This is a genomic window from Ferruginibacter profundus, assembly GCF_054783275.1.
Map to the genome: position 1 here is coordinate 1,087,752 of NZ_BAAGQW010000001.1, position 20,133 is coordinate 1,107,884.

The 20,133-nt window shown below is 39.8% G+C and carries 19 protein-coding genes; 8 read left to right on the top strand and 11 right to left on the bottom strand.

What is annotated here, in order from left to right:
- Window positions 1–108: 108 nt before the first annotated feature.
- Window positions 109–558 carry a hypothetical protein gene (locus tag ACYVM0_RS04560; protein WP_460553137.1) on the bottom strand — a complete coding sequence of 150 codons (450 nt, stop codon included), beginning with the start codon at window positions 556–558 and terminating at the stop codon, window positions 109–111.
- Window positions 559–881: 323 nt separating this feature from the next.
- Between ACYVM0_RS04560 and ACYVM0_RS04565 the strand changes: the two genes are divergently transcribed.
- Window positions 882–1,184 (top strand): hypothetical protein, encoded by a 303-nt coding sequence (locus tag ACYVM0_RS04565; RefSeq protein WP_460553140.1) that lies wholly within the window; start codon window positions 882–884, stop codon window positions 1,182–1,184.
- Window positions 1,185–1,285: 101 nt separating this feature from the next.
- Here ACYVM0_RS04565 and ACYVM0_RS04570 read toward each other — a convergent pair whose 3' ends face one another.
- The 5 genes from ACYVM0_RS04570 to ACYVM0_RS04590 all read right to left on the bottom strand — a co-directional run bounded on the left by ACYVM0_RS04570 (window position 1,286) and on the right by ACYVM0_RS04590 (window position 5,235).
- Window positions 1,286–1,972 (bottom strand): hypothetical protein, encoded by a 687-nt coding sequence (locus tag ACYVM0_RS04570; RefSeq protein ID WP_460553143.1) that lies wholly within the window; start codon window positions 1,970–1,972, stop codon window positions 1,286–1,288.
- 64 nt (window positions 1,973–2,036) lie between these two features.
- Complete coding sequence (locus ACYVM0_RS04575) at window positions 2,037–2,924, bottom strand: sterol desaturase family protein (protein ID WP_460553145.1); 888 nt, start codon at window positions 2,922–2,924, stop codon at window positions 2,037–2,039.
- 131 nt (window positions 2,925–3,055) lie between these two features.
- Entirely contained in the window at window positions 3,056–3,601 is a 546-nt protein-coding gene (locus ACYVM0_RS04580; RefSeq protein ID WP_460553149.1) for a GNAT family N-acetyltransferase, read from the bottom strand.
- Between the two features lie 98 nt (window positions 3,602–3,699).
- Window positions 3,700–4,125, bottom strand: coding sequence for an SRPBCC family protein (locus tag ACYVM0_RS04585; protein ID WP_460553152.1), 426 nt, complete (start codon window positions 4,123–4,125; stop codon window positions 3,700–3,702).
- A gap of 120 nt (window positions 4,126–4,245) precedes the next feature.
- Window positions 4,246–5,235, bottom strand: coding sequence for a Gfo/Idh/MocA family protein (locus ACYVM0_RS04590; RefSeq protein ID WP_460553155.1), 990 nt, complete (start codon window positions 5,233–5,235; stop codon window positions 4,246–4,248).
- A 130-nt stretch (window positions 5,236–5,365) separates the two neighbouring features.
- Between ACYVM0_RS04590 and ACYVM0_RS04595 the strand changes: the two genes are divergently transcribed.
- The 7 genes from ACYVM0_RS04595 (at window position 5,366) to ACYVM0_RS04625 (ending at window position 11,793) form a co-directional block, all read left to right on the top strand.
- Window positions 5,366–5,872 carry a deoxycytidylate deaminase gene (locus ACYVM0_RS04595; RefSeq protein WP_460553158.1) on the top strand — a complete coding sequence of 169 codons (507 nt, stop codon included), beginning with the start codon at window positions 5,366–5,368 and terminating at the stop codon, window positions 5,870–5,872.
- Window positions 5,873–6,302: 430 nt separating this feature from the next.
- The gene (locus ACYVM0_RS04600) at window positions 6,303–6,491 is read left to right on the top strand and encodes a hypothetical protein (protein ID WP_460553161.1); all 189 of its coding nucleotides are present in this window, start codon (window positions 6,303–6,305) and stop codon (window positions 6,489–6,491) included.
- Between the two features lie 112 nt (window positions 6,492–6,603).
- Window positions 6,604–7,221, top strand: coding sequence for a kinetochore Spc7 family protein (locus ACYVM0_RS04605; RefSeq protein ID WP_460553164.1), 618 nt, complete (start codon window positions 6,604–6,606; stop codon window positions 7,219–7,221).
- Between the two features lie 41 nt (window positions 7,222–7,262).
- Complete coding sequence (locus tag ACYVM0_RS04610; protein WP_460553167.1) at window positions 7,263–8,258, top strand: hypothetical protein; 996 nt, start codon at window positions 7,263–7,265, stop codon at window positions 8,256–8,258.
- 81 nt (window positions 8,259–8,339) lie between these two features.
- On the top strand, window positions 8,340–10,106 hold the full coding sequence (locus tag ACYVM0_RS04615; RefSeq protein ID WP_460553170.1) for an OmpA family protein: 1,767 nt from the start codon (window positions 8,340–8,342) through the stop codon (window positions 10,104–10,106).
- A gap of 116 nt (window positions 10,107–10,222) precedes the next feature.
- Window positions 10,223–11,002, top strand: coding sequence for an ABC transporter permease (locus ACYVM0_RS04620; protein WP_460553173.1), 780 nt, complete (start codon window positions 10,223–10,225; stop codon window positions 11,000–11,002).
- Window positions 10,999–11,793: an ABC transporter ATP-binding protein gene (locus ACYVM0_RS04625; protein ID WP_460553176.1), complete on the top strand. Its 795-nt coding sequence runs from the start codon at window positions 10,999–11,001 to the stop codon at window positions 11,791–11,793. Before ACYVM0_RS04620 ends, ACYVM0_RS04625 begins: the two co-directional genes overlap by 4 nt.
- A gap of 111 nt (window positions 11,794–11,904) precedes the next feature.
- Here the strand turns inward: ACYVM0_RS04625 and ACYVM0_RS04630 are convergent, their stop codons facing one another.
- The 5 genes from ACYVM0_RS04630 to ACYVM0_RS04650 all read right to left on the bottom strand — a co-directional run bounded on the left by ACYVM0_RS04630 (window position 11,905) and on the right by ACYVM0_RS04650 (window position 20,126).
- Complete coding sequence (locus tag ACYVM0_RS04630; protein WP_460553179.1) at window positions 11,905–12,408, bottom strand: DinB family protein; 504 nt, start codon at window positions 12,406–12,408, stop codon at window positions 11,905–11,907.
- 244 nt (window positions 12,409–12,652) lie between these two features.
- The gene (locus tag ACYVM0_RS04635) at window positions 12,653–13,198 is read right to left on the bottom strand and encodes a lipid-binding SYLF domain-containing protein (RefSeq protein WP_460553182.1); all 546 of its coding nucleotides are present in this window, start codon (window positions 13,196–13,198) and stop codon (window positions 12,653–12,655) included.
- Between the two features lie 303 nt (window positions 13,199–13,501).
- Complete coding sequence (locus ACYVM0_RS04640; protein WP_460553186.1) at window positions 13,502–16,882, bottom strand: sensor histidine kinase; 3,381 nt, start codon at window positions 16,880–16,882, stop codon at window positions 13,502–13,504.
- 712 nt (window positions 16,883–17,594) lie between these two features.
- On the bottom strand, window positions 17,595–17,816 hold the full coding sequence (locus ACYVM0_RS04645) for a hypothetical protein (RefSeq protein ID WP_460553188.1): 222 nt from the start codon (window positions 17,814–17,816) through the stop codon (window positions 17,595–17,597).
- A 189-nt stretch (window positions 17,817–18,005) separates the two neighbouring features.
- On the bottom strand, window positions 18,006–20,126 hold the full coding sequence (locus ACYVM0_RS04650) for a M56 family metallopeptidase (protein ID WP_460553191.1): 2,121 nt from the start codon (window positions 20,124–20,126) through the stop codon (window positions 18,006–18,008).
- Window positions 20,127–20,133 lie beyond the last annotated feature (7 nt).

Here is a 20,133-nt window from a genome sequence, read left to right on the forward strand (position 1 = left end):
TTACGACTGTTAAGATAAAGTTTTGGATTTACTTTTTTATTACCGCTAAGTGGTATTTTCACCGGAACACCTGATTTTACTGGCTTTCAGCCGCACCTTGTAACTGGCTTACGCAATATTTTCAATGACATACTCATTGCCATTCACTTCAGCCTTATCACCTGCCTGTAATCCCATTAGCTGCATGCCCAGCGGCGATTGCGGCGAAAGTGCTATTACCGTATTACCATCAATTACAGCTTTGCCTGCAGCAATGCTTACAAACAAAAATCCGCGGTTGGTTTTAACCAGGCTTCCGTTAACAATTATATTGGCAACAATAGCCGGATTAATTTTTCCGATAGCTGCTTTTTGCAACAACAGTTTTTCCAGTTGCTCCCGGTTATTGGCTTGCTCAATCTGCAGCATGGCTAATGCCGTTTCATGTTTATCCCCGGCCGTACTTTTGGTTTCGTTGGCGCCACTTTCTTTAAGGTCGGCCAGCACCTGTTGCAGCAATTGCACTTTATCTTCGATCACCTGTACATAATGATCGTATATTTTTTGTTTAAGCGTCATCAGTACAAAAGTAAACTTTCCGGGCTAACCACTTTTATTCATCTATGCTGCATAAAAAAAGAAAGTTCACACAGCGGCATGAACTTTCTTTGTATAATTAAGGCGGCTTATTTTTTTTCAGCCGCAGGCATTTGAAGTGTGAATTATGTAATTTATACCAACCATTGTGTAACAAATAATGGCTGAACATGGCTCATCTTGCATCTGATGATTCAACCAATAAATAAAACCGTTAAATGGCTTGCCGGCAAACCGTTTTATAAAACAGGCAGTGATATATTTTGGTTACTTCATTATTTTTTAACCAAATAAATATTTCACTGATGAAAAAAAGATTACCAGGATTACTATTAGCCGTTGCGGTACTTTGTATGGTATCTGGTTCAGCTTCGGCACAATTATTTGTAGATGTAAAGCCTGCTTACCACGCAGTACAGCGACCACCGCAACCCGGTCCCAATCATGTATGGGTAGATGAAGAATGGCAGCCGAAAGGTAAAAAATACCGGTACACCGGGGGGCATTGGGAAACATCACCGCATACCGGTTATGTAAGAACACCCGGGCATTGGCAAAATTCCCGCCGTGGTAATACGTGGATCAGGGGAAGCTGGAGAAAAAAATAAACCATAAAATCTTACCAATATACTGTGTAAAAAAGCAAATAAAAAGACCGTTTTAATAACGGTCTTTTTATTTGCTGTAACCTTATACCAGGGGCATTGGTTTATTGCCAGATATTATACGTAACGCCATTTATCTTTTGCAACATATTACCGGTTTTCAGAGCACCCTGCAATTCTTTACGGTCAAAATTATTATACCAGGCATAATTATAAGAGCCGATACTTTTTATTTTTCCTTTGTTGAATTTATCATCAAATATAGAGTAGTACGTAAGCGATGTGTTACCAACAGATTTTAATTTGCCTTTAAAAGATTCGTTATCAAATGAAGCATAGTAAGTAATCGCAACATTACCGGCAGATTTTAACTTACCGGCAAAGCTTTCGTTATCATAGGTCATATAATAATCCAGCAATACCGAGCCGATAGTTCTCACTTTCCCCTTTTGTGATTCGGGTTGAGAGGAGGTGTAATAAGTAATATTGCAGGTGCCGATACTTTTTACTTTACCACGAAATGCTTCATCAGCTTCCTGTCCGTAATATTCCACCCTGCCCATATAAGGTTGCAGTTTGCCCTGGTAATAGCCCATCCTTCCGGGTTCCAGTTCAGTTCCCCATTCCATCATCTTCCCGTCGGGAGAAATCCTGATGATAGCCTGCTGATCAGTAATAAATGAAAATGAGGTAAGGGTGATACCATTGGATAAAGCAACATGGCTGAGCGTTTGTGCAAAACCTGTACATGTAAATTGCAGCAGCAATACCACCAAAAAAAGTTTTTTCATATTGTGAGATTATACTGTGAAATTATACAATTTCCCGCTAATAAAATAGTGCTGTTTAAACGTATCAGTTAACATCCCTTACACGGGCTTGTTGCTTTTGCAATTCCCGGGTAGTTTGTGTGCTGCCATCGTGGCTGTAACCAGGCGGGCCAAAAAGGTATTTCATTTTTTGTTTGAATGCAACAGGTTTGCGGGTATCGTTCACAAGCTGTTTTATTTCGTACGTAACCACATCTGCAAAATCTTTATACGGTGTTGCTTTTCTTATTCCAAATTCCACAGGCTCTTCCTGTTCTTCTTTTTGAAAAGTGCCAAATAATTTATCCCATAAAATAATGGTCATGCCAAAATTCTTATCCAGGTATTTTATATTTTTTGCGTGATGAACCCTGTGGTGTGATGGCGTAACCATAAAATATTCCAGTATGCCCATCTTTTTTATAAGCCTTGTATGGGCTAATGTGCCATAGGTTTGAGAGATGATGTAAATAAGCAGGATATCAATTGGCCGGTACCCCAGCAAGGCTAATGGTATAAAGAAAAAGAATTTTTCTACCGGTTCAAAAATAGCGGCCCTTACCCCTACTGAAAAATTAAACTGGTCAGAAGAATGATGTGTGATATGCCCTGCCCATAATAATCTTACATGATGATCGAGGTAATGCATGGTATAGTAAATAAGGTCTTCGGCAAAATAAAGGGTTAACCAATACAGGTAAATATGTACCGGGGCCATCTTAAAACCATGGTCATATACCGCTATCAGCATCAGCAGGCAGGCACCACCCAACAGTGCTTCTGCACCGGCAAATAAAAGGCCCAGTAAAATATTATCCCTGGTATCTGTATAAGCATAATATTTTTGTTGTTGCCTGTAGCCAATGTATAATTCAATACAGATGAGTAAAAAAGTGAGCGGTATGCTTAAAATAACAACTAACTTACTATTCACAAAGCCAATCATAATTTTTAATTTAACCCCGGAAAAATTTCCGGTGCCTGGTTACATCAAAAATATATTTTTTGTTGTGAAGCTTACAGTAACAGCAGCACATTAACTACCGTTTTACATAGATAAAATTATTACTTATTTAATTGTGCCCATTGCGCTCTGGTAATAGTATAGATATAATCCAGCTTGGCAGGCTCTCCATAGTAAGCCATTTCTTTTTCACCTGTTTTTACAGCACCAAATCTTTCCAGGGAAATTTGTGACCGTTTATTTACGGCACCAATATAAAAATGTACAACCTCAACAAATTGAAAGATATATTGCAGCATTAATTTTTTAAGCGCATAATTATGGCCGGTACCCCAATGGCTGCGTATAAAAAAAGTATACCCAATGGCAACGGTATCAGTGGCTGCATCGTAATCGCTATAACGGGAGCTGCCGATGATGGCATTGGTAACAGCGTCTTTCACTACAAATGCGCCGCCGGATTCTATGGCACCTTTAAAATAATTTTCAAACTCCGTACGCTGGTACCTGTTTTTATTAGGATGCTGTTCCCATATTAAAGGATCTGATGCTGCATTGTACAATGCTTCAAAATCTTCAGCCTGCAGCGGCATTGCAATTACAAGGTCATTTTTTAAAAGCGGTTGAAAATTAATAATTGCAGCCATTGTATTTACCAGGTTAAAATTGTTTACTGCAAAGCTAAGGCAGCTGCAATAAAAAAAGCCCCGTGTGCACAGGGCTTTTTATTAATCAACAGTAATGGTTAATTGGCTTCGGTGTATTTTTTAAAATTATCGAGAATAGCCTGCCATCCACCCTGCTGCATTTCTACAGGATTCTGGCTCTCTGCTTCAAAGTTGCTCACTACTTTTGTGGTATCACCAACCGGCGTAAAATTAATTTTCACTTTTCTTCCATCGCCCAATGTGTATTCAATATACTCGCCGGGAGTTACTGCATCATATACGCCCCCGAAATCAAAGCCAAAGCTGCCATCTTTTGCTTCCATCCTGCTGCTGAAATGGCCACCCACACGCAGGTCATTTTCTGCTTTTGTGGTATGCCAGTCATCTGATGCGGCATTCCATTGCACAATATCTTTTGGCGTTGTCCAGTACGCCCATACTTTTTGTACCGGTGCATTAATAGTGGCTGCTATTGTAAGCACGGTTTTGTTTTGTGTTTCCATCTTTTTAATTTTTATTGTTATTGTTGCTATTTGTTGTAACAACACAAATATCTATCAACAATTTTATAATACTGCTGTGTAAAAACGAAATTAAAAGGGGTAATCACGACAAACTACTTTTTATATCATTACCCACTTCCCTGCTGCCGAACTTTTAAAAACAGCATCTGTCACCACCATATTATTTACCGCATCCTGCAGGTCAGTTGGTACCGCTGTATCGTTCAGGATTGCTTTTGAAAAGGCATCGCCCTGTAAAGTATATTGATCAACGGCTTCAAACAATATCTCTTCTGCTCCTGTTTTTGTATGCAACCATATACGTGTTGGAGTTGCCGGTGGTGCATTAAACGGAATGTCCATTGCTATCCTGCCGGTGGTACCGGAAATTTGTACGCTCTGGTAAGGCATCAGTTGTGTAGAGCAGGTAAAGGTGGAATCGCCTTTACTGAACTTTAAAATACCTGAGGCCATCCGATCGGTTTGCATTACAGGATCAAATTCTATATTTCCAAAAACAGCCAGGGGTTCTTCATTAAAAATAAAACGGGCCACGGATATACAATAACATCCGATGTCCATCAGGCCGCCACCACCTGCATCTTTTTTATTGCGGATATTGTTGGCATCTGCATTATAATAGGAAAAGAAAGACTGTATATTTTTCAGCTCTCCTATCGCACCATCTTTCACCAATTGTTTAGCCTTTATCCATTGCGGATGCAGGCGGTACATAAACGCTTCCATCAGTTTTAAATGTGGCTGTTGCTGTGCAGCTTGTTGCAACACTTTAGCTTCATCCGCCGAAAGCGCAATGGGCTTTTCGCAAAGCACATGTTTGTTGGCCTGCAGGGCTTTTATTGCCCAGGGCACATGCAGGTGATTGGGCAAAGGAATATACACCGCATCAATATCCGCATCGTTTAATAAAGCCTCATAACTGTTGTAGGCTTTAGGTATACCCAATGCATCAGCTGTTGCCTGCGCCAGCTGCATATCCCTGGATGCAATGGCATCAATACTGCAATAATTCCCCGCCTGCATGGCCGGTATCACTTTCTCCCTGCCAATTTTAGCGGTACTTAAAATGCCCCAGCGAATTTTATTCATAACAATGATTTTATATTTTTTTTTGACACTGTAATTTATCACTATATTTTTTGTTGGCGCAGCAAATAAAAAAGCGGTCATTAAAAAACTAAATTCCCTACATTCGTAGCCACAGTAATTAATAACAATTATGCCAGCATTACAAAAAAGACAAGGCTATATCAGTTGGGATGAATATTTTATGGGTGTAGCGTTATTGAGCGCCTGCAGAAGCAAAGACCCCAATACGCAGGTAGGCGCCTGTATTGTAAATGATAAAAATAAAATTGTGGGTGCAGGTTATAACGGACTGCCCATTGGTTGCAGTGATGATGAATTTCCCTGGGATAAACAAGGTAATTTCCTGGAAACAAAATATCCTTATATCTGCCATGCAGAATTAAACGCTATCCTTAATAATATTGGTATGGACCTGCACGGCTGCAAAATTTATACAGCCCTCTTCCCTTGTAATGAATGTGCCAAAGCTATAATACAATCGGGCATTGCAGAAGTAGTTTACCTGTCGGATAAATATGCCGGTACCGACACAGCAAAAGCATCAAAACTGATGCTGGACAAAGCTGGTGTCAGCTATAGAAAAGTGCATACCACAATTAATAACCTGGTACTCTCATTTAACGAGGACGATGTGTAAGACGGGCTGCTAATTTTATTAGCAAAACCAAGCTGATTTCTCTTTATAGCTGATAAACAAGCAGTTCTGTTGTTCTATTCCGCCACTCGTCCACCTTATTTACCTTCCACCAAACCTTAACATACCATTCATCAGGCGTACTTTACCATTTGTGAAACCGCAAGTCCCGTTTGTACCGTATTCGCTATAGCAGTTTCTGCCGCCAATATATCTTTACGTCTCCAAATCAAAAAGGAGTATTACTCCAACTATTATGACACATGCATTTCTGGTAAAAAGATTTACTCTCGTAAGATTGAGAGAAAATCCACCCGGGAATATCTCCAGCCTGTAAACTTCTTCAAACAGTAAAGATTTAATCGTAACGATTTTACTTCCGCTTACAAGCAGTGGTAAATCTTTTTCAACCTTAACAAACAGCATTCACAAAATGAAGCTATTTAAACTGGTGATAACCGGTACCGTTATACTCATGTGTATACTGATGGTGATCATCAAAAAAACAAAGGTGTTTGCGCAATCGTTGCAGCATGCAATAACCATTGCGCCGCAGGATAATGTTGAGCCTGATAGTATAACCGACTATCCGTTCAATATCACAGCACCCCTGCGTTACTGATAGTTTTTCATTAAGCAAATGCGGGCTAAAAAAATATGGCGAAAGCCATACAGGCCATGCTATGCCCAAACAAAAATAAAACCTGAGTAATTAACCATTAAAAAACAACACTATGGCAAGTTTTGGAAAAAAAATCCTTTCGGCATTTGTGGACATAACAGAAGAGAAAAAATCTGTTACGGTACCGGAAGAAACGCAACAGCATTCCACACCGGCTACGACAAGAGCAGCAACTGCTGACAACAGCGAAAAATTTAAACAGTATTTCGACAAGTTGTTCAGCGATGCTAACCTGCCCGGCCCCGATTACTTTGAATTTGCAAAGATGACCCAGGCAATGAGTGGCATTGCAGATGAAAAGCTAAGGTATAGCTCTGCATTCGCAGGATTAAATGTACAGGGCCTTGATAAGAACAAACTGCTTGAAACAGCGGCCGCTTATTTAAAGCTATTGGAAACGGATGCCGCCAATTTCAGTTCTACTGTTGATGCCGCACTGGCAGAAAAAGTACAGGCCAAACAACAGGAAATCTTAAATAAGCAGCAACGTATGGAGCAATTGCAAAGAGAGATCGCTGATCTGCAAAATCAGATTCAATTGCTGCATGCCGAAGTAAAGGAAAATGAGGAAAAGATTGAAAACAATACCGGCGGGTATACAACAGCTTCAGAAAACATGAAGCAGCAGATAGCCCTGGACATTGAAAAAATAAAACAACATATCGCTTAACAATTATTAACAACTATTAATCACCATCAAAAACAACAACAATGATGAACACACTTATTAAACAAACAAAAAAACCGGGCTGGTTCAGCGAACCTAAAAATATCGCCACCACCATTATCGGGCTGTCGCTTTTTGCAGGATTGACCTATGCGTTCCTCACTTTCGTGTTACCGTGGCTGGTAACTGTAACCTGGAACCTGGTGAACCTTATCATCGGCGGCACTATCCTTGGCGTATTGCTGATGATAGTAACCAATAAAAAATTCTGGAGGGCTATCCGTTATTTTTCTGAGTTCATTGCCAATTACACATTGGGTTTGGCTATCGAGTTAAATCCTTTCAACATCCTGCAATTAAAAATTGAACAGGGTTATAAAGACAGGAATACGTTGTTTCAGCAATCATCAAAACTAAAAGGCAAGCAAAGTGAACTGATGGATAAACTAAAGGATAAAGAAAAGGAGCTGATGCTGAATGTACAGAAAGTAAAAATTCTGCAACAGGAAAAGGATAAGTCGAAACAGGTTGACCTGTATGCCAACAATGTTTTGCGTTGCCGGGAATATATCGACAATGTAACACCGATAGTGGGCGACCTGAACAAGCTCATCAAATTCTCTGATACAGCTTATGAAGAGAGCGGTATCATGCTGGAAGATGCAAAGCTTGACCTGGAAGCAAAGAAGGACCTGTATTATTCTGTAACCACAGGTTTATCAGCCGTAACCAGCGCCATGAAAGCGTTTAAAGGCGATGATGAACTGAACCAGGATGCAGAAAAAGCCCTGGCTGTATTGAAACAGCAGATCGGCGAAAAGATAGGCCACATAAAATCAGCGATAGATGTTACATCCAGGTTTATGGATGATAAGGTACTGGAAGATAAAGCAAAATCTGCACAGGCTATCGAACTCATCAACCGCTTTGACCTGGATACAGATTTCAACTATACCAGCAATGCCCTGGATAACAACAGCAATACCGGCAAATTGAAAGATGTAAACATCACAGATAAATACAGAGGCCTGCTGGATTAGTATTGACTTTCCAAAACAGGAAAACAACAAACAAAACAATTCGAGTAAAAAAAATTAAAAAACAAAATAAAACATACAACTATGTCAGTTAAATTAAAACCCGCCGGAAAATTATTTATTATCGCTACAGTAGTAGCCGCAGCAATATTCAGTGTGAGATGGTATCAAAACCGTCCTAAAGAAGTAAGCCAGTCAGTAGACCCTGGTAAAGTAACCCTGCCCGATGCACCGGACGCATCACTAAGTGGCAATGCCGTATTACTGCCTTTACCTTCGGGTGAAAACGCCGTAAATGGCGGTACGCAGATCACATGGCAACGTATGGCATGGAACAGCCAGTTCAGTGGTATGTATGCTAACGGTGGCGTAAGAACGACAAAGAATTCCCTGTTTGATAAAGCCCACCTTGATGTTACTTATGTACGCCAGGATGATTGTAACAGGCAGATGGCAGACCTGGTAAAATTTGCCAGTGATTATAAGAACAATCCTAACACACCTGCTGTACTGATCACTTTTATGGGTGATGGTATGCCCGCCTTTATGACTTCATTGTCTAAAGAACTGGAACCACTGGGCCCTGAATACCAACCTATCATTATACCGGTAACACACGGTAAATCCTATGGTGAAGACCAGGTGATGGCACCTGCATCATGGAAACAGGACCCCAAAAATGCTTTAGGTAAATGTGTGGCCGGTGTATTGCGTGACGGTGACATCAACATCCTGCTGAAATGGGCTGGTGACAACGGTTTAAAAGTAAACCCTGATGAAACCACGTATGATGCTGATGCGATCAACATCATTGCGGCGAATGATTTCCTTGATGCGCCCAATAAGTACATCACAGGGTACAGCGAAAAAAGAAAGATCGTAAGAAATGGTAAAACAACCGGCAATGATACCACTGTTACTGTTGATGGTGTGGCCACCTGGACACCCGGCGACGTAAACATTGCTACTAAAAAAGGCGGACTGGTAACTATTGCCAATACCAGGCAGTATGCATCACAAATGCCAAACCAAACCATTGCCATTAAAAAATGGGCTTACGACCACAGAACAGACGTGGAAAACATGATCATTGCTTTGGCCCAGGCTGGCGACCAGGTACGTTCCTTTAACGAAGCAAAAGCATTTGCTGCTAAAGTGAGTGCCGATGTATACCAGGAAAAAGATGCCGATTACTGGCTGAAATACTATAATGGTATTGTGGAAAAAGATATACAGGGTCAGCAGGTAAGCCTTGGCGGAAGTATGGTATTCAACCTTAATGACATGGCGAATACCTACGGTTTAGGTGAAGATAAAGTGGATCGTTACAAAGCTGTGTACAATACTTTCGGTAACCTGATGGTAAAAATGTATCCTTCGCTGATGCCCACTTTCATGCCGTATGAAAAGGCGGTGGATAAAAGCTTTTTGTTCAGTGTGATCAGTAATCACCCTGACCTTATGCAGGGCAAGGCGATTGAAACAAAATATGCCGACCAGATCACAGCCACTGTTTCATCAAAAAGTTACAGCATAGAATTTGAAACAGGTTCTGCCAACATCAAACCTGCTTCTTACAGGTTGCTGGACGAAATTTTTGAATCGGCTGTAGTTGCTGAAGGTTTAAAGATTGGTGTGTATGGCCATACTGACAACAGTGGTACTGATGTAACCAACATACCATTGTCTGAAAAAAGAGCCAACGCTGTAAAAGCATACTTACAGAAAAAAGGCTTGCCTGTAAACCGGGTGGAAGCAAAAGGTTTTGGTAGCGCTAAACCCATAGCTGATAATACCACTGAAGCCGGTAAAAGTAAAAACCGCCGTGTGGAGATCGTGTTGGGTGAATAAGAAAGTGGATAGTTAATAGTTCATTGTTCATGGGAAGATTATCATACCCTGTGAACAATGAACTATCATCCATGAACTATCAACCATGAACTATTAACTCTAAACTATTAATTACAATGAAAAATATATTTAAACCATTTGGCGTCATCAGCAAACAAACACTTGCCATTATGATCGTGTTGCAGGTAGTGGCCACTTTACTGTTATGGCAAACGGCATCATCAGGATTGATTCCCAAACCAGGCAATGTTGCAACGGCTTTTGGCACACTCATTACATCCAAATTATTTTTAGATAATATGGTGGTGAGTTTAGTACTTACTTTAAAAGCCATGTGTTACTCTATCGTTATCACTTTGTTCTTTGCTTATGCCTCTGTGATACCGTTTTTTAAAAGTATTGCACAGTTTATTGTAAAATGCAGGTACTTAACCTTAACAGGCCTGATCTTCATCTTTACATTATTGACCAAAGATGGCAGTGAATTGAAATTATCACTACTGGTATTCGGTATCGTACCCTTTTTTACCACATCTTTTCTTGCGGTAATTATCAATATCGACAAACAGGAATATGAATTGTGCAAAACATTGGGCTATAACAACTGGCAAACTTTGTATGAAGTGATCATTGTGGGTAAGGCCGACCAGGTATTTGAAATATTGCGCCAGAATTTTGCTATCTCCTGGTTAATGATCACCATGGTGGAAGGATTGAGTATGAGCGAAGGCGGTATTGGTTCTTTACTGATCAAGTATAACAAGTATAATGATCTTACCAATGTGATCGCATTGCAATTAGTGATTTTCATTATTGGTTTGTGCTTCGACTTTTTATTAGGCTCTACAAGGCATTGGCTATTTCCTCACAGTAAATTAAAACAAGTAACATCATGACAGACTGTATAAAAACAACCGTATTATTAGAAGCAAAAAACATTCAGCTTTCTTATGCTGATAAAATTATTTTGCGTGACATTAATTTTTGTATCAAAGACATTGTACGCCCCGGTATGCAACAGGGACAAGTAGTTTCACTTATCGGCAGAAGCGGTATTGGTAAAACGCAATTGTTTAAGATATTAGCCGGTTTACAAAAGCCCGGCGGCGGATCAGTTACCATACAAAATGATAAAGTGGTACAGGCCGGTGATATGGGAGTGATATTTCAAAACTATTATTTGTTTGAATGGAGAACAGTATTGCAATCGCTGTTACTGGCAGCCCGGCAAAACATTTTGCTGAAAGGAAAAGAAAAAGAAATGATAGAAAAATATGCTGCTGATTTCCAGCTTAGTGGCGAACTGCAGAAATATCCGCAACAACTATCCGGCGGGCAAAGACAGCGGGTAAGCATTATACAGCAATTATTAAAAGGCTCTGATTTTTTATTATTGGATGAACCTTTTTCTGGCCTGGATATTTGTGTACTGGATAGAGTAACTGACCTGTTGCTGCAGGTTTCTGTATCGGATGAAAAGAAAACGCTCATCATTGTATCGCATGATATTAACACATCGGTTGCTATTTCTGATACCGTACTCATTATGGGTGAAGAGCCTGGCAAAGCCGGGGCTACCATCAAAAAAGAAATTGATCTTATTGAGCGTGACCTTGCCTGGAAGAAAGATATCAAGAGAAACAGCGCATTTATTGAAACCGTAGAAGAAATAAAAGCCAGCCTGTAATTTAACTGTACATCTCTCTTCAATTTTACAGAAGGGAGATGTTTTATTTTTTTATCCGGAAATCTGTTGTACCAAAAACTGCCAGGTAGGCAAATTGAAATGCTACACTTTTTATTTTACCTTTTCGTAAATAGTCTTTAATTGAAACGTATGTCTTTTAGAATGACAAACAAGAAAAGTAAGCCATTCCAGCCCTGTAAATTCTCCTAATTGCGGAAAAGGAAACTCCGGGAATATCCTGGTAAGATCTGTGGAGGCAATAAGGCCTGTAATTTCTTCCCGGTTATTTTTTATGGCATTGTACAGTGTTTCTTTTTCTTTCGGTTCGTTTGAAGGCAGGATAAAATCAGGCGATTTTAATTTAGTAGTAAAATCCAGGAACAGGGACCTGATGGTGGCGGCTTTTTCGTCTGCAGCACGATCAGCAGCCACGGTACTGCTTTTTAATATCACGGGGAAACCGGCTTCTGATTTATATAAATGTTCAGCAACCTGTGCAGCTGTCCAGCTTCCTTCAAAAGGAATACGGTTGAATTGTTCATCAGTAAATTGTGCAATGGCCTGCAACAGTTCAGTAGTGGTTTCATCAATAGCAATTACAATAGCTCTTTCCATGTAAAGATTTTTTTAATGAATATTATTCATAAAAATAAAACGATAACCGATAAAAAATACGGTACTATTACGACAAGTTAAGGTATTAATTGCGACAACAACCTGGTGTAAACAAATATTGGTTTTAATTTTTGAGAAAAGATTCTTCCCCGTTTTTGCCCGGCTGATTATTGGCAATAGCCATTAACAACAAAAGCTACCGGAATAGACCGGCAGCTTTTATTGTTATTATAAAAGTTACTCATTACAATGCCGTATAAGTAAATTTCTGTCCGCCGATTGCAGCCTCCAGCATTAACCCATTCTTTCCTTCGGTAAATACTTTTACACCTTCCCTGTATTGTGAATTTGCAGAGGCATCACTTTTTGCAGCTATAGCTGATACCTGCCCGGAGAATTCAACTTTATTATCTTTAAAATGATCTAAAGCAGCTTTGTTTTCAAAAAAGATCACTTCCCTGTACGCCTGCCCGCCAAATTGAAAACCTACACTTACCTGCAGCATTTTTGCAGTACCGATCAGTTTTCCCTTTTCATAAACAGTACCGTTACCCGCTGCACCCCCTACCCCAACAGCTCCTTTGCCTATATTGGGAAATATCACATAACCATAAGAACCGTCAAACAAGTCTTTCATTGAAGGATCGGTTTTAATAAATGCGGCTTTAGCTGCTTTACTGTCACCTGTAATTTTTTCTTTACTATCCTGGCTTCTGCTTTGTGCCGGAATAAAAACACCTGCCAATACCATCATTATTACTGACAGGCTGATAATGCTGTTTCTTTTCATAATTAATTTTTTAAGAGTAAATACTTACCTTGTAATAAACAAAAAATTTGCCAACAGCTTTATAAGGTAGTGCTTAAAACATTGCGGAACAGCAGCAGCAATTTGGGGAAATTCTGATACAACTTTTTGTAGTTACCATTAATAATTCAGTAACTTTAGTATTCATCAAATAAAAAGGAGGTATTCATGCAATCTACAGATCAGTCATGGGCACCTTCGGTAACAATAAGTTAACCGAATGCCCGGCAAATAATCTGCCCGGCCAATGCAGCCGGGAAGCCACCAGCAACTACTGGTGGCTTTTTATTCGGGTGAAGCATTAAAGACCACTCTCAATTCGCAGCCTTTGCCCGGTGATGAAATAATAGTCACTTCCCCGTTGAATAATGAAGCCCTTGTTCTGATATTCATCAGTCCAACGCCGCCGGATTTTTTAGCAGTATCAAAACCTTTTCCATCATCTTTAACACTCAGTATTGTTTTTTCATCTTCCCGTGTTAAGTGTACCATAATTTTTTCGGCCTGTGCATGCTTAAGGATATTAGTAAACTGTTCCTGTATAATGCGATAGATATTCAGTTTCATTTTATCCGATGCCATACTTTCATCAAAACCACCGGCCTGAAGGCAGATCATGATACCGCTGCTTTTTTCTGTGGCCTGTATTATATTACTCAGTGCTTCTAAAAATTCTGATTGTGTTAATGATGGTGGTATCAGGGAATGTGACAATTTTCTTATTTCATCAATAGCAGAACTTACCAGCAGCTCTGCTTCCGTAAGGTAGGCATGTTCATCTTTAAGATCTTTTTTAGCCAGGCCCAGGTATAATAAAGACCCTGCCAGTACCTGGTTGATATTATCATGCAATTCACTGCCCAGTTCCTGCCGCTCTTCTTCCTGGGCAGAAATTACAGCTGCTGTAATTTCTTTTTGTTTGGCTAATTTTTCTGTTTCCAGCATTTTCTCCAGGTGTACCTTTTCAGTGATATTGGTGGCTAAAGATAATACCCCAGGCCGCCCTTTAAACGTTATGCCATGCAATGCCACATCCATATACATAACAGCCCCGGATTTACTGATATGCCTGCAGGTGGTATTTTTTCTGAAGCCCGGGTCCTTCCTGGCCGCATTGGCCAATTGGCGTATTTTTTCGTGCTCCCCTGGCAAACAAATATCTAAAACCGTTTTATTTAAAAATTCTTTCTTATTAAAATCACATACTTTGGAAGCTGTATCATTTACTTCAAGAACTTTAAAAGTATCAATATCCCAGATAAAAATACTGGCAGGATTATTATCAAACAGGTAACGGTATCTTTCTTCAGATGCTTTTAAAATTGCCTCAGCTTCTTTTCTGCCGGTGATATCCTGCGTGGCGCCAATTAACCTGGTAGCTATACCACCGGCATTACGTACAATGTATGCCCGGTCGTGTACATAAGCGTAGGTGCCATCATCCCTTCTTACACGGCATTCCACTTCAAAAAAATTCTTCTCTGCCTTGTGTATAGCATCTGTTACCCGCTGCACTTTCTCCAGGTCTTCGGGATGAATACGTTCTTCCCATGCGCCTGTTAAGCCATTCTCAATTTCATTGGGTGCCGTACGAAAAATTTTTCTCCAGCCCTCTTTATTGCGGTATACTTTTCCTGTTGCAAGATCCCAGTCCCACACCATATCATTGGTGGCTTTGCTGATAAGATTGTACCTTTCATTACTTTCTTTCAGCAATAATTCGGCCTGCTTTTTTTCTGAAATGTCTATTAATATACCATCAAAAAAAGCTTCGCCGGTCAGGTCATCCTTACGCAGCGAAATATTTTCTATAAAATGTAATGAAGTACCGTCCTTACATTTTAAAGTGCTTTCGTAGTTATGTATTTTTTTCTGTGTAATTACTGTATTAACAAAATCATTTCTTTCTGCAGGAGAAAAATACAATTCACCGGCATTTTTTAAAAGCAACTCTTTTGGGGAATCATATTTCAGCATTTTTGCAAAAGCATCATTGCAGTTTAATATCACACCTTCAATAGTGGTTTGATAAACACCGGCCACATTTTGTTCAAATAAAGTACGGTACTTGGCTTCGCTTTCTATTATCAGCTGGGCGGCCTGTTTACGTTCTGTAATATCTTTAAAATATACAGACAGGCCCGAAGCTGAAGGATAAGCACTTATTTCAAACCATTTATTTAATGCCTGGTAGTAATCTTCAAAAATAACAGGCTGTTTAGTTGTAAGTACAAGCTGGTATTGTTTACAGGATATGGAATCGATACTATCAGAAAATACTTCCCATAAATGCCGCCCCAGAACAGTATGTTTAGGTGTGTGCAGCATTTTTTCCGCTTCTTTATTCCAGTAAGTCACCGTCCAGTTTTTATCAACAGCAAAAAATGCATCGGCAATACTTTCCAGTATGGTATTTTTTTCATTATAGGCTGCCTGCAATGCCATATCTGCCAGTTTTCGTGCTGTAATATCACGGCCAAATACCACAAACCTGCCATCATCAAGCCATTTTACATTTATCTCCAATTCCACACTGCTGCCGTTTTTTCTTTTAAACCTCCGTTCGTTACTTACTACTTTCCCGGTTTGCAATGCATCTGTTTTAAAAGGATTGGTAACAAGGTCTTCTGCAAAAAACAAATCAGCGAGAGTCAGTTTTAAAAATTCTTCTTTGCTATACCCCAGCAACTGGCAACCAATCGGGTTGATATCAATAATACGCATTGTGGCATCGGTAATGCAAATAGCATCGGTAGCCTGTTCAATCAGCGAACGGTATTTTAATTCACTATCCAGAATTTTTTGTGCCGCAAGTTTCTGATCGGTAATATCGCGGCAAGTACCTGTTGCCCTTACCGGCAAGCCTTCCTGGTTGCGAAAAATACGCCAGCGCTCTTCTACTATTTTTATTTTACTACCGGCAGTGCAGATACGATGTTCAATAACATTAACGTCATTGTTGTGCAATGAATCAGTAAAAGCTTTATCTACCATTGCCCTGTCATCGGGATGTACAAATTTTAAAAAACCGGGGTGTGAGGTGGCAAAACTACCCGGTTCAATTTCAAATATGCGATAGGTTTGTAAAGACCAGGTTACTGCCAATGTAGAAAGATCTGTTTCCCAGCTACCCACTTTGGCAACTTCCTGCGCCTCTATTAACCTGGCTTCGCTGTATTTTATCCTTTCTTCTGCCAGTTTTTTGCCGGTAATATCCACTGCTAATATCAACGATACTTTTTTGCCATTATGATCAATACTTTGCGTAGATATCTCCACATCTTTATACCCACCGTTTTTACAGCTATGCCGCAATACACCATTAAATGCTACCACTGTTTCTGATGCTTTAATGGCTATTGTAACGGTGCTTTCATCCGGCTGCTGCTGAATGGACGGCAATAAAAACTCAAGTGGTTTACCCAACAGTTCGGTTTTAGTGAACCCGAATAAAGAGCAGAAACCTGTGTTCACCTCTATAAAATCATTGTGATCATCAGCAATTGCTATGGCCATTAAATCAGAATTGAAAACGGCATCCAGTACAGGATTTTCCTTAGTGGCTGTTGCAAGCCCCGAAAATTTTCTATTATCCGGTGAGGTATTGAAAATATTAAAAAGCAGGTGCCTTGAGGCCGCAGTGGTTTTTCGGGTTCCGGAACGCATAAATGATAATGGATTGATGAGTGCTTATTCATTTTCTTTTACAATACCACTAAAGTTGCCGGCAAATGAATGTTTTCTTTACTATGAAATCCATTAAATTACAACAGGCAACGCTGATGGGGGTATTACAAAAGCAACACACAAATTTGCGCTTTATAAATTGATATCTGTTAGTGCAAAATGGGTTAAAGTTGTAAGCATCCTACTACAACAGCAACGGGTAGGTACAGCAGCAATAAATGATCCGGGGCAACATACGGCAATAAATGCAGGTTTTTACTGCATCATAAATTACCGGCGCAGGTAATTTTTTTAACTGAAGAACATGGTAAAAAACATACTCACCAGCACAAAGAATAAGATGAATAAAATAAGGCTTGCAAGGATCAGAAAAGAAATAGCTCTCATAGAATTGGATTTGCTATTATTTTTCAAAAACTATACCAAGGCCACCCGTAGCGGAAAAAATATGGCAACTAAATATACGTGGTAAAATAACAGCTGTATTTTATAGCAGGCACTGCTTTAAAATATATTGTTGCACCCATTTTTTACTGCAGCAAACAAAAATTTTAATGGTGATAACACGGCGTAAAAAAAATCACTCTCTTTGCACCCGCTGGTAGTCTTACGCACAGCACATGTAAGGCCTACTAAAAATTACAGGGTGAGTTTACGAATACCCTTTAATATTAAAAAAATGAGCCCTGTTTTAATCTTGTTGCATACGCTGCAGCTGTTTAGCCCAGGCATCATTTATTTCAGCTGTATTTTCGCCGGTTTTTGTTTGCCAGAAATCAGCCAGCAATGCCATAGTATTCTTAAGCCCGGGATCAATTTGTATTATTTGCTGCAGCTCCTGCAATGCTTCAGGCGAAGCCTCTCCGGTAAGATAAGCGGCAATCAATTGCCACACATGGTCCTGTTGCTGCATACAAAAATATTAAGCAGGTAATCAGTAACCTGCTATTGATATAATTGCAGGTGTTGCAAAATCCCCGAACTAAAACACTATTATACGTGGAGAAAATAAAAAAGTTACACCGGTAATAATTTTTTGCCGGCCAATAACATTATTTAATAAGCAATTATTATTCGCAGCACTGGTTTACAGCTGCAGCATTTACTTTGTCGCATCTTTTGCCGCTTGTTTTTCTGCCTCGGCAGCTTTTTTTTCTGCTGCTTCATTTTTTATTTCGGCTTGTTTCAGCTTTTCTTCATTTTGTTGTTCCTTTAGTTCGGCGTCTTTTTGCTTTTGTTCAGCCTGCTTTAGCTTTAGTTCTTTTTGTTGTTCTTTTAATTCAGCTTTTTGTTTTTGTATATCCGCCTGTATCAGTTCTTTCTTTTCTCTTTCAAGTTTCAGCTGCTGTACCTTATTCAGTGAGGCCGCTTTTTGCAATTGTAACATAGTGGCCTTATCGTATTCCAAAGCTTTTGCCTTTGCTTCTTCAAGTGACAGTTGCGTTTGTGCTGCACTTAATTTATCCTGCGATGCCTGCAGCAGCAGTTGTTCTGCATTAAATTTATCTGCACGCTGGAATTGCAATAGCTGCATTTCAGCATTCAGTTTATCTTTTTGTGCCATCAATTCCAGCTCTGCCAGTTTTTGTTTATCCGCACCCTGTAATTGCAGTTTTTGCATGTCGGCATTCAGCTTGCTTTTTTGTGATAGTAACTGCAACTCTTCCAGCTTCTTTTTATCTGCAGCCTGTAACTGCAGTTGCTGCATGTCTGCGTTCAGCGTATTTTTCTGCGACAGTAATTGCAATTCTTCCAGCTTTTGTTTATCCCCGTTTTGCAATTGCAGCGTTTGCATTTCTGCATGTATCTTATCCTGCTGCGATAGCAATGCCATTTCTTCTGCCTTTAATTTTTGAGTCAGCTCACTATTATCGTTGTTTACTGTAAGCTCATTTTTGTGTGCGGCTCTCAACTCACTGATAACTTTCTTATACTTTCCCCACTCCGGTTGGGGAATGGTTTTGCCATCAATTTTAAGGCTGGTGATATCGCCATACACTTCATACAATTTTCCGTTTTGTTTATAAATAACCAGCGTATGTGTAATACCATTTATTTTTTCTGAGTAACTGGTGGCAGAGCCTTCTGCAAAATCAGCCGGATCGTAATGTTTACTGGCAATGGAAATGGTTGTATCCATGTTTATCTGTATGGTATCTGCGCCATTGGTTTGTGCAGTAGAAGTAGTGGTAAAAAATACAGCCAGCGATGTGGTGGCAACGAAGCATACGGCTAAAAATGTTTTTTCCATGGTATTAAGTGTTTTATTGTTATTGTAAAGCATACGTTTTACTCTTTGTAATAATTGATTTTTATCCTGGCCCAATGCAGTAGCATATGGCATGCTATGCAAATGATATTCCTGGAAAGAGACCAGCGCATTGATATAATTTCTTTTGCTGCCTGCATGCGCCACTGCAATATCATCACAACAATTTTCCCGCTCTGCTTTTATTAATGCTGATACCCACAACACAGCCGGATTAAAAAAGAATACGATCTCTGTGCAATGCTGCAACAGGTTTACCAGGTAATCTTTGCGTCGGATATGCGCCAGCTCATGCAACAGCACAGCTTCAACTTCTGCTGCCGGTAACGTGGTTAATACACCCAGCGGAAAAAGTATCACCGGTTTAAAATGCCCCACCACCATGGGCATCCTGGCAATACCCGATTGTACCAGTTGCACTTTGCGCCTGATATTTAAAGCAGCAGCAAGCCGGGTAATGCGTTCATGCCAGTATGCATCCACCGGCGTAAGCTGTGTGGTTTTAATTTGTTGTATGGTATACAAGCCTCCGGCAAATTGTATACAACGGAATACGATCATTAAAAGCCAGCAGCATACCACCCATACAGCATGTGTATTAAAAAAATTAATTACACCGGAAGTAAATCCGCTGGCATTAGTATTGACTGTATACACTGGGCCATTATTATCAGCTGCAATACTATTTGTGGCTGAGATAATGTTGTTGCCGGCCGTTGATTCACTTACCGTAAGCTGCATTATAAAAATCACCATTACAGCAAGCGTAAATAAAAATAATGCTGCCGCAAGCAGGTTATACCGCAACGCTGCAGTCTGCTTTTTGGTACTTACTATAATACTACCGGTTACTATTGTTAAGGCAAGCCCAAGCCATAAGGAATGCACCAGCATCCAGCATAAGGCCTGCACCAGTTTACCCGGGAAAATAGTATTTATAACAAGTTGCTGCATATAATAA

Coding starts and splice junctions, on each gene's coding strand:
- ACYVM0_RS04625 (WP_460553176.1), top strand. CDS start 10,999: ATGACAGACTGTATAAAAACAACCGTATTATTAGAAGCAAAAAACATT.
- ACYVM0_RS04635 (WP_460553182.1), bottom strand. CDS start 13,198: ATGAAAAGAAACAGCATTATCAGCCTGTCAGTAATAATGATGGTATTG.
- ACYVM0_RS04565 (WP_460553140.1), top strand. CDS start 882: ATGAAAAAAAGATTACCAGGATTACTATTAGCCGTTGCGGTACTTTGT.
- ACYVM0_RS04650 (WP_460553191.1), bottom strand. CDS start 20,126: ATGCAGCAACTTGTTATAAATACTATTTTCCCGGGTAAACTGGTGCAG.
- ACYVM0_RS04630 (WP_460553179.1), bottom strand. CDS start 12,408: ATGGAAAGAGCTATTGTAATTGCTATTGATGAAACCACTACTGAACTG.
- ACYVM0_RS04600 (WP_460553161.1), top strand. CDS start 6,303: ATGAAGCTATTTAAACTGGTGATAACCGGTACCGTTATACTCATGTGT.
- ACYVM0_RS04570 (WP_460553143.1), bottom strand. CDS start 1,972: ATGAAAAAACTTTTTTTGGTGGTATTGCTGCTGCAATTTACATGTACA.
- ACYVM0_RS04590 (WP_460553155.1), bottom strand. CDS start 5,235: ATGAATAAAATTCGCTGGGGCATTTTAAGTACCGCTAAAATTGGCAGG.
- ACYVM0_RS04610 (WP_460553167.1), top strand. CDS start 7,263: ATGATGAACACACTTATTAAACAAACAAAAAAACCGGGCTGGTTCAGC.
- ACYVM0_RS04585 (WP_460553152.1), bottom strand. CDS start 4,125: ATGGAAACACAAAACAAAACCGTGCTTACAATAGCAGCCACTATTAAT.
- ACYVM0_RS04620 (WP_460553173.1), top strand. CDS start 10,223: ATGAAAAATATATTTAAACCATTTGGCGTCATCAGCAAACAAACACTT.
- ACYVM0_RS04615 (WP_460553170.1), top strand. CDS start 8,340: ATGTCAGTTAAATTAAAACCCGCCGGAAAATTATTTATTATCGCTACA.
- ACYVM0_RS04560 (WP_460553137.1), bottom strand. CDS start 558: ATGACGCTTAAACAAAAAATATACGATCATTATGTACAGGTGATCGAA.
- ACYVM0_RS04595 (WP_460553158.1), top strand. CDS start 5,366: ATGCCAGCATTACAAAAAAGACAAGGCTATATCAGTTGGGATGAATAT.
- ACYVM0_RS04640 (WP_460553186.1), bottom strand. CDS start 16,882: ATGCGTTCCGGAACCCGAAAAACCACTGCGGCCTCAAGGCACCTGCTT.
- ACYVM0_RS04580 (WP_460553149.1), bottom strand. CDS start 3,601: ATGGCTGCAATTATTAATTTTCAACCGCTTTTAAAAAATGACCTTGTA.
- ACYVM0_RS04605 (WP_460553164.1), top strand. CDS start 6,604: ATGGCAAGTTTTGGAAAAAAAATCCTTTCGGCATTTGTGGACATAACA.
- ACYVM0_RS04645 (WP_460553188.1), bottom strand. CDS start 17,816: ATGCAGCAACAGGACCATGTGTGGCAATTGATTGCCGCTTATCTTACC.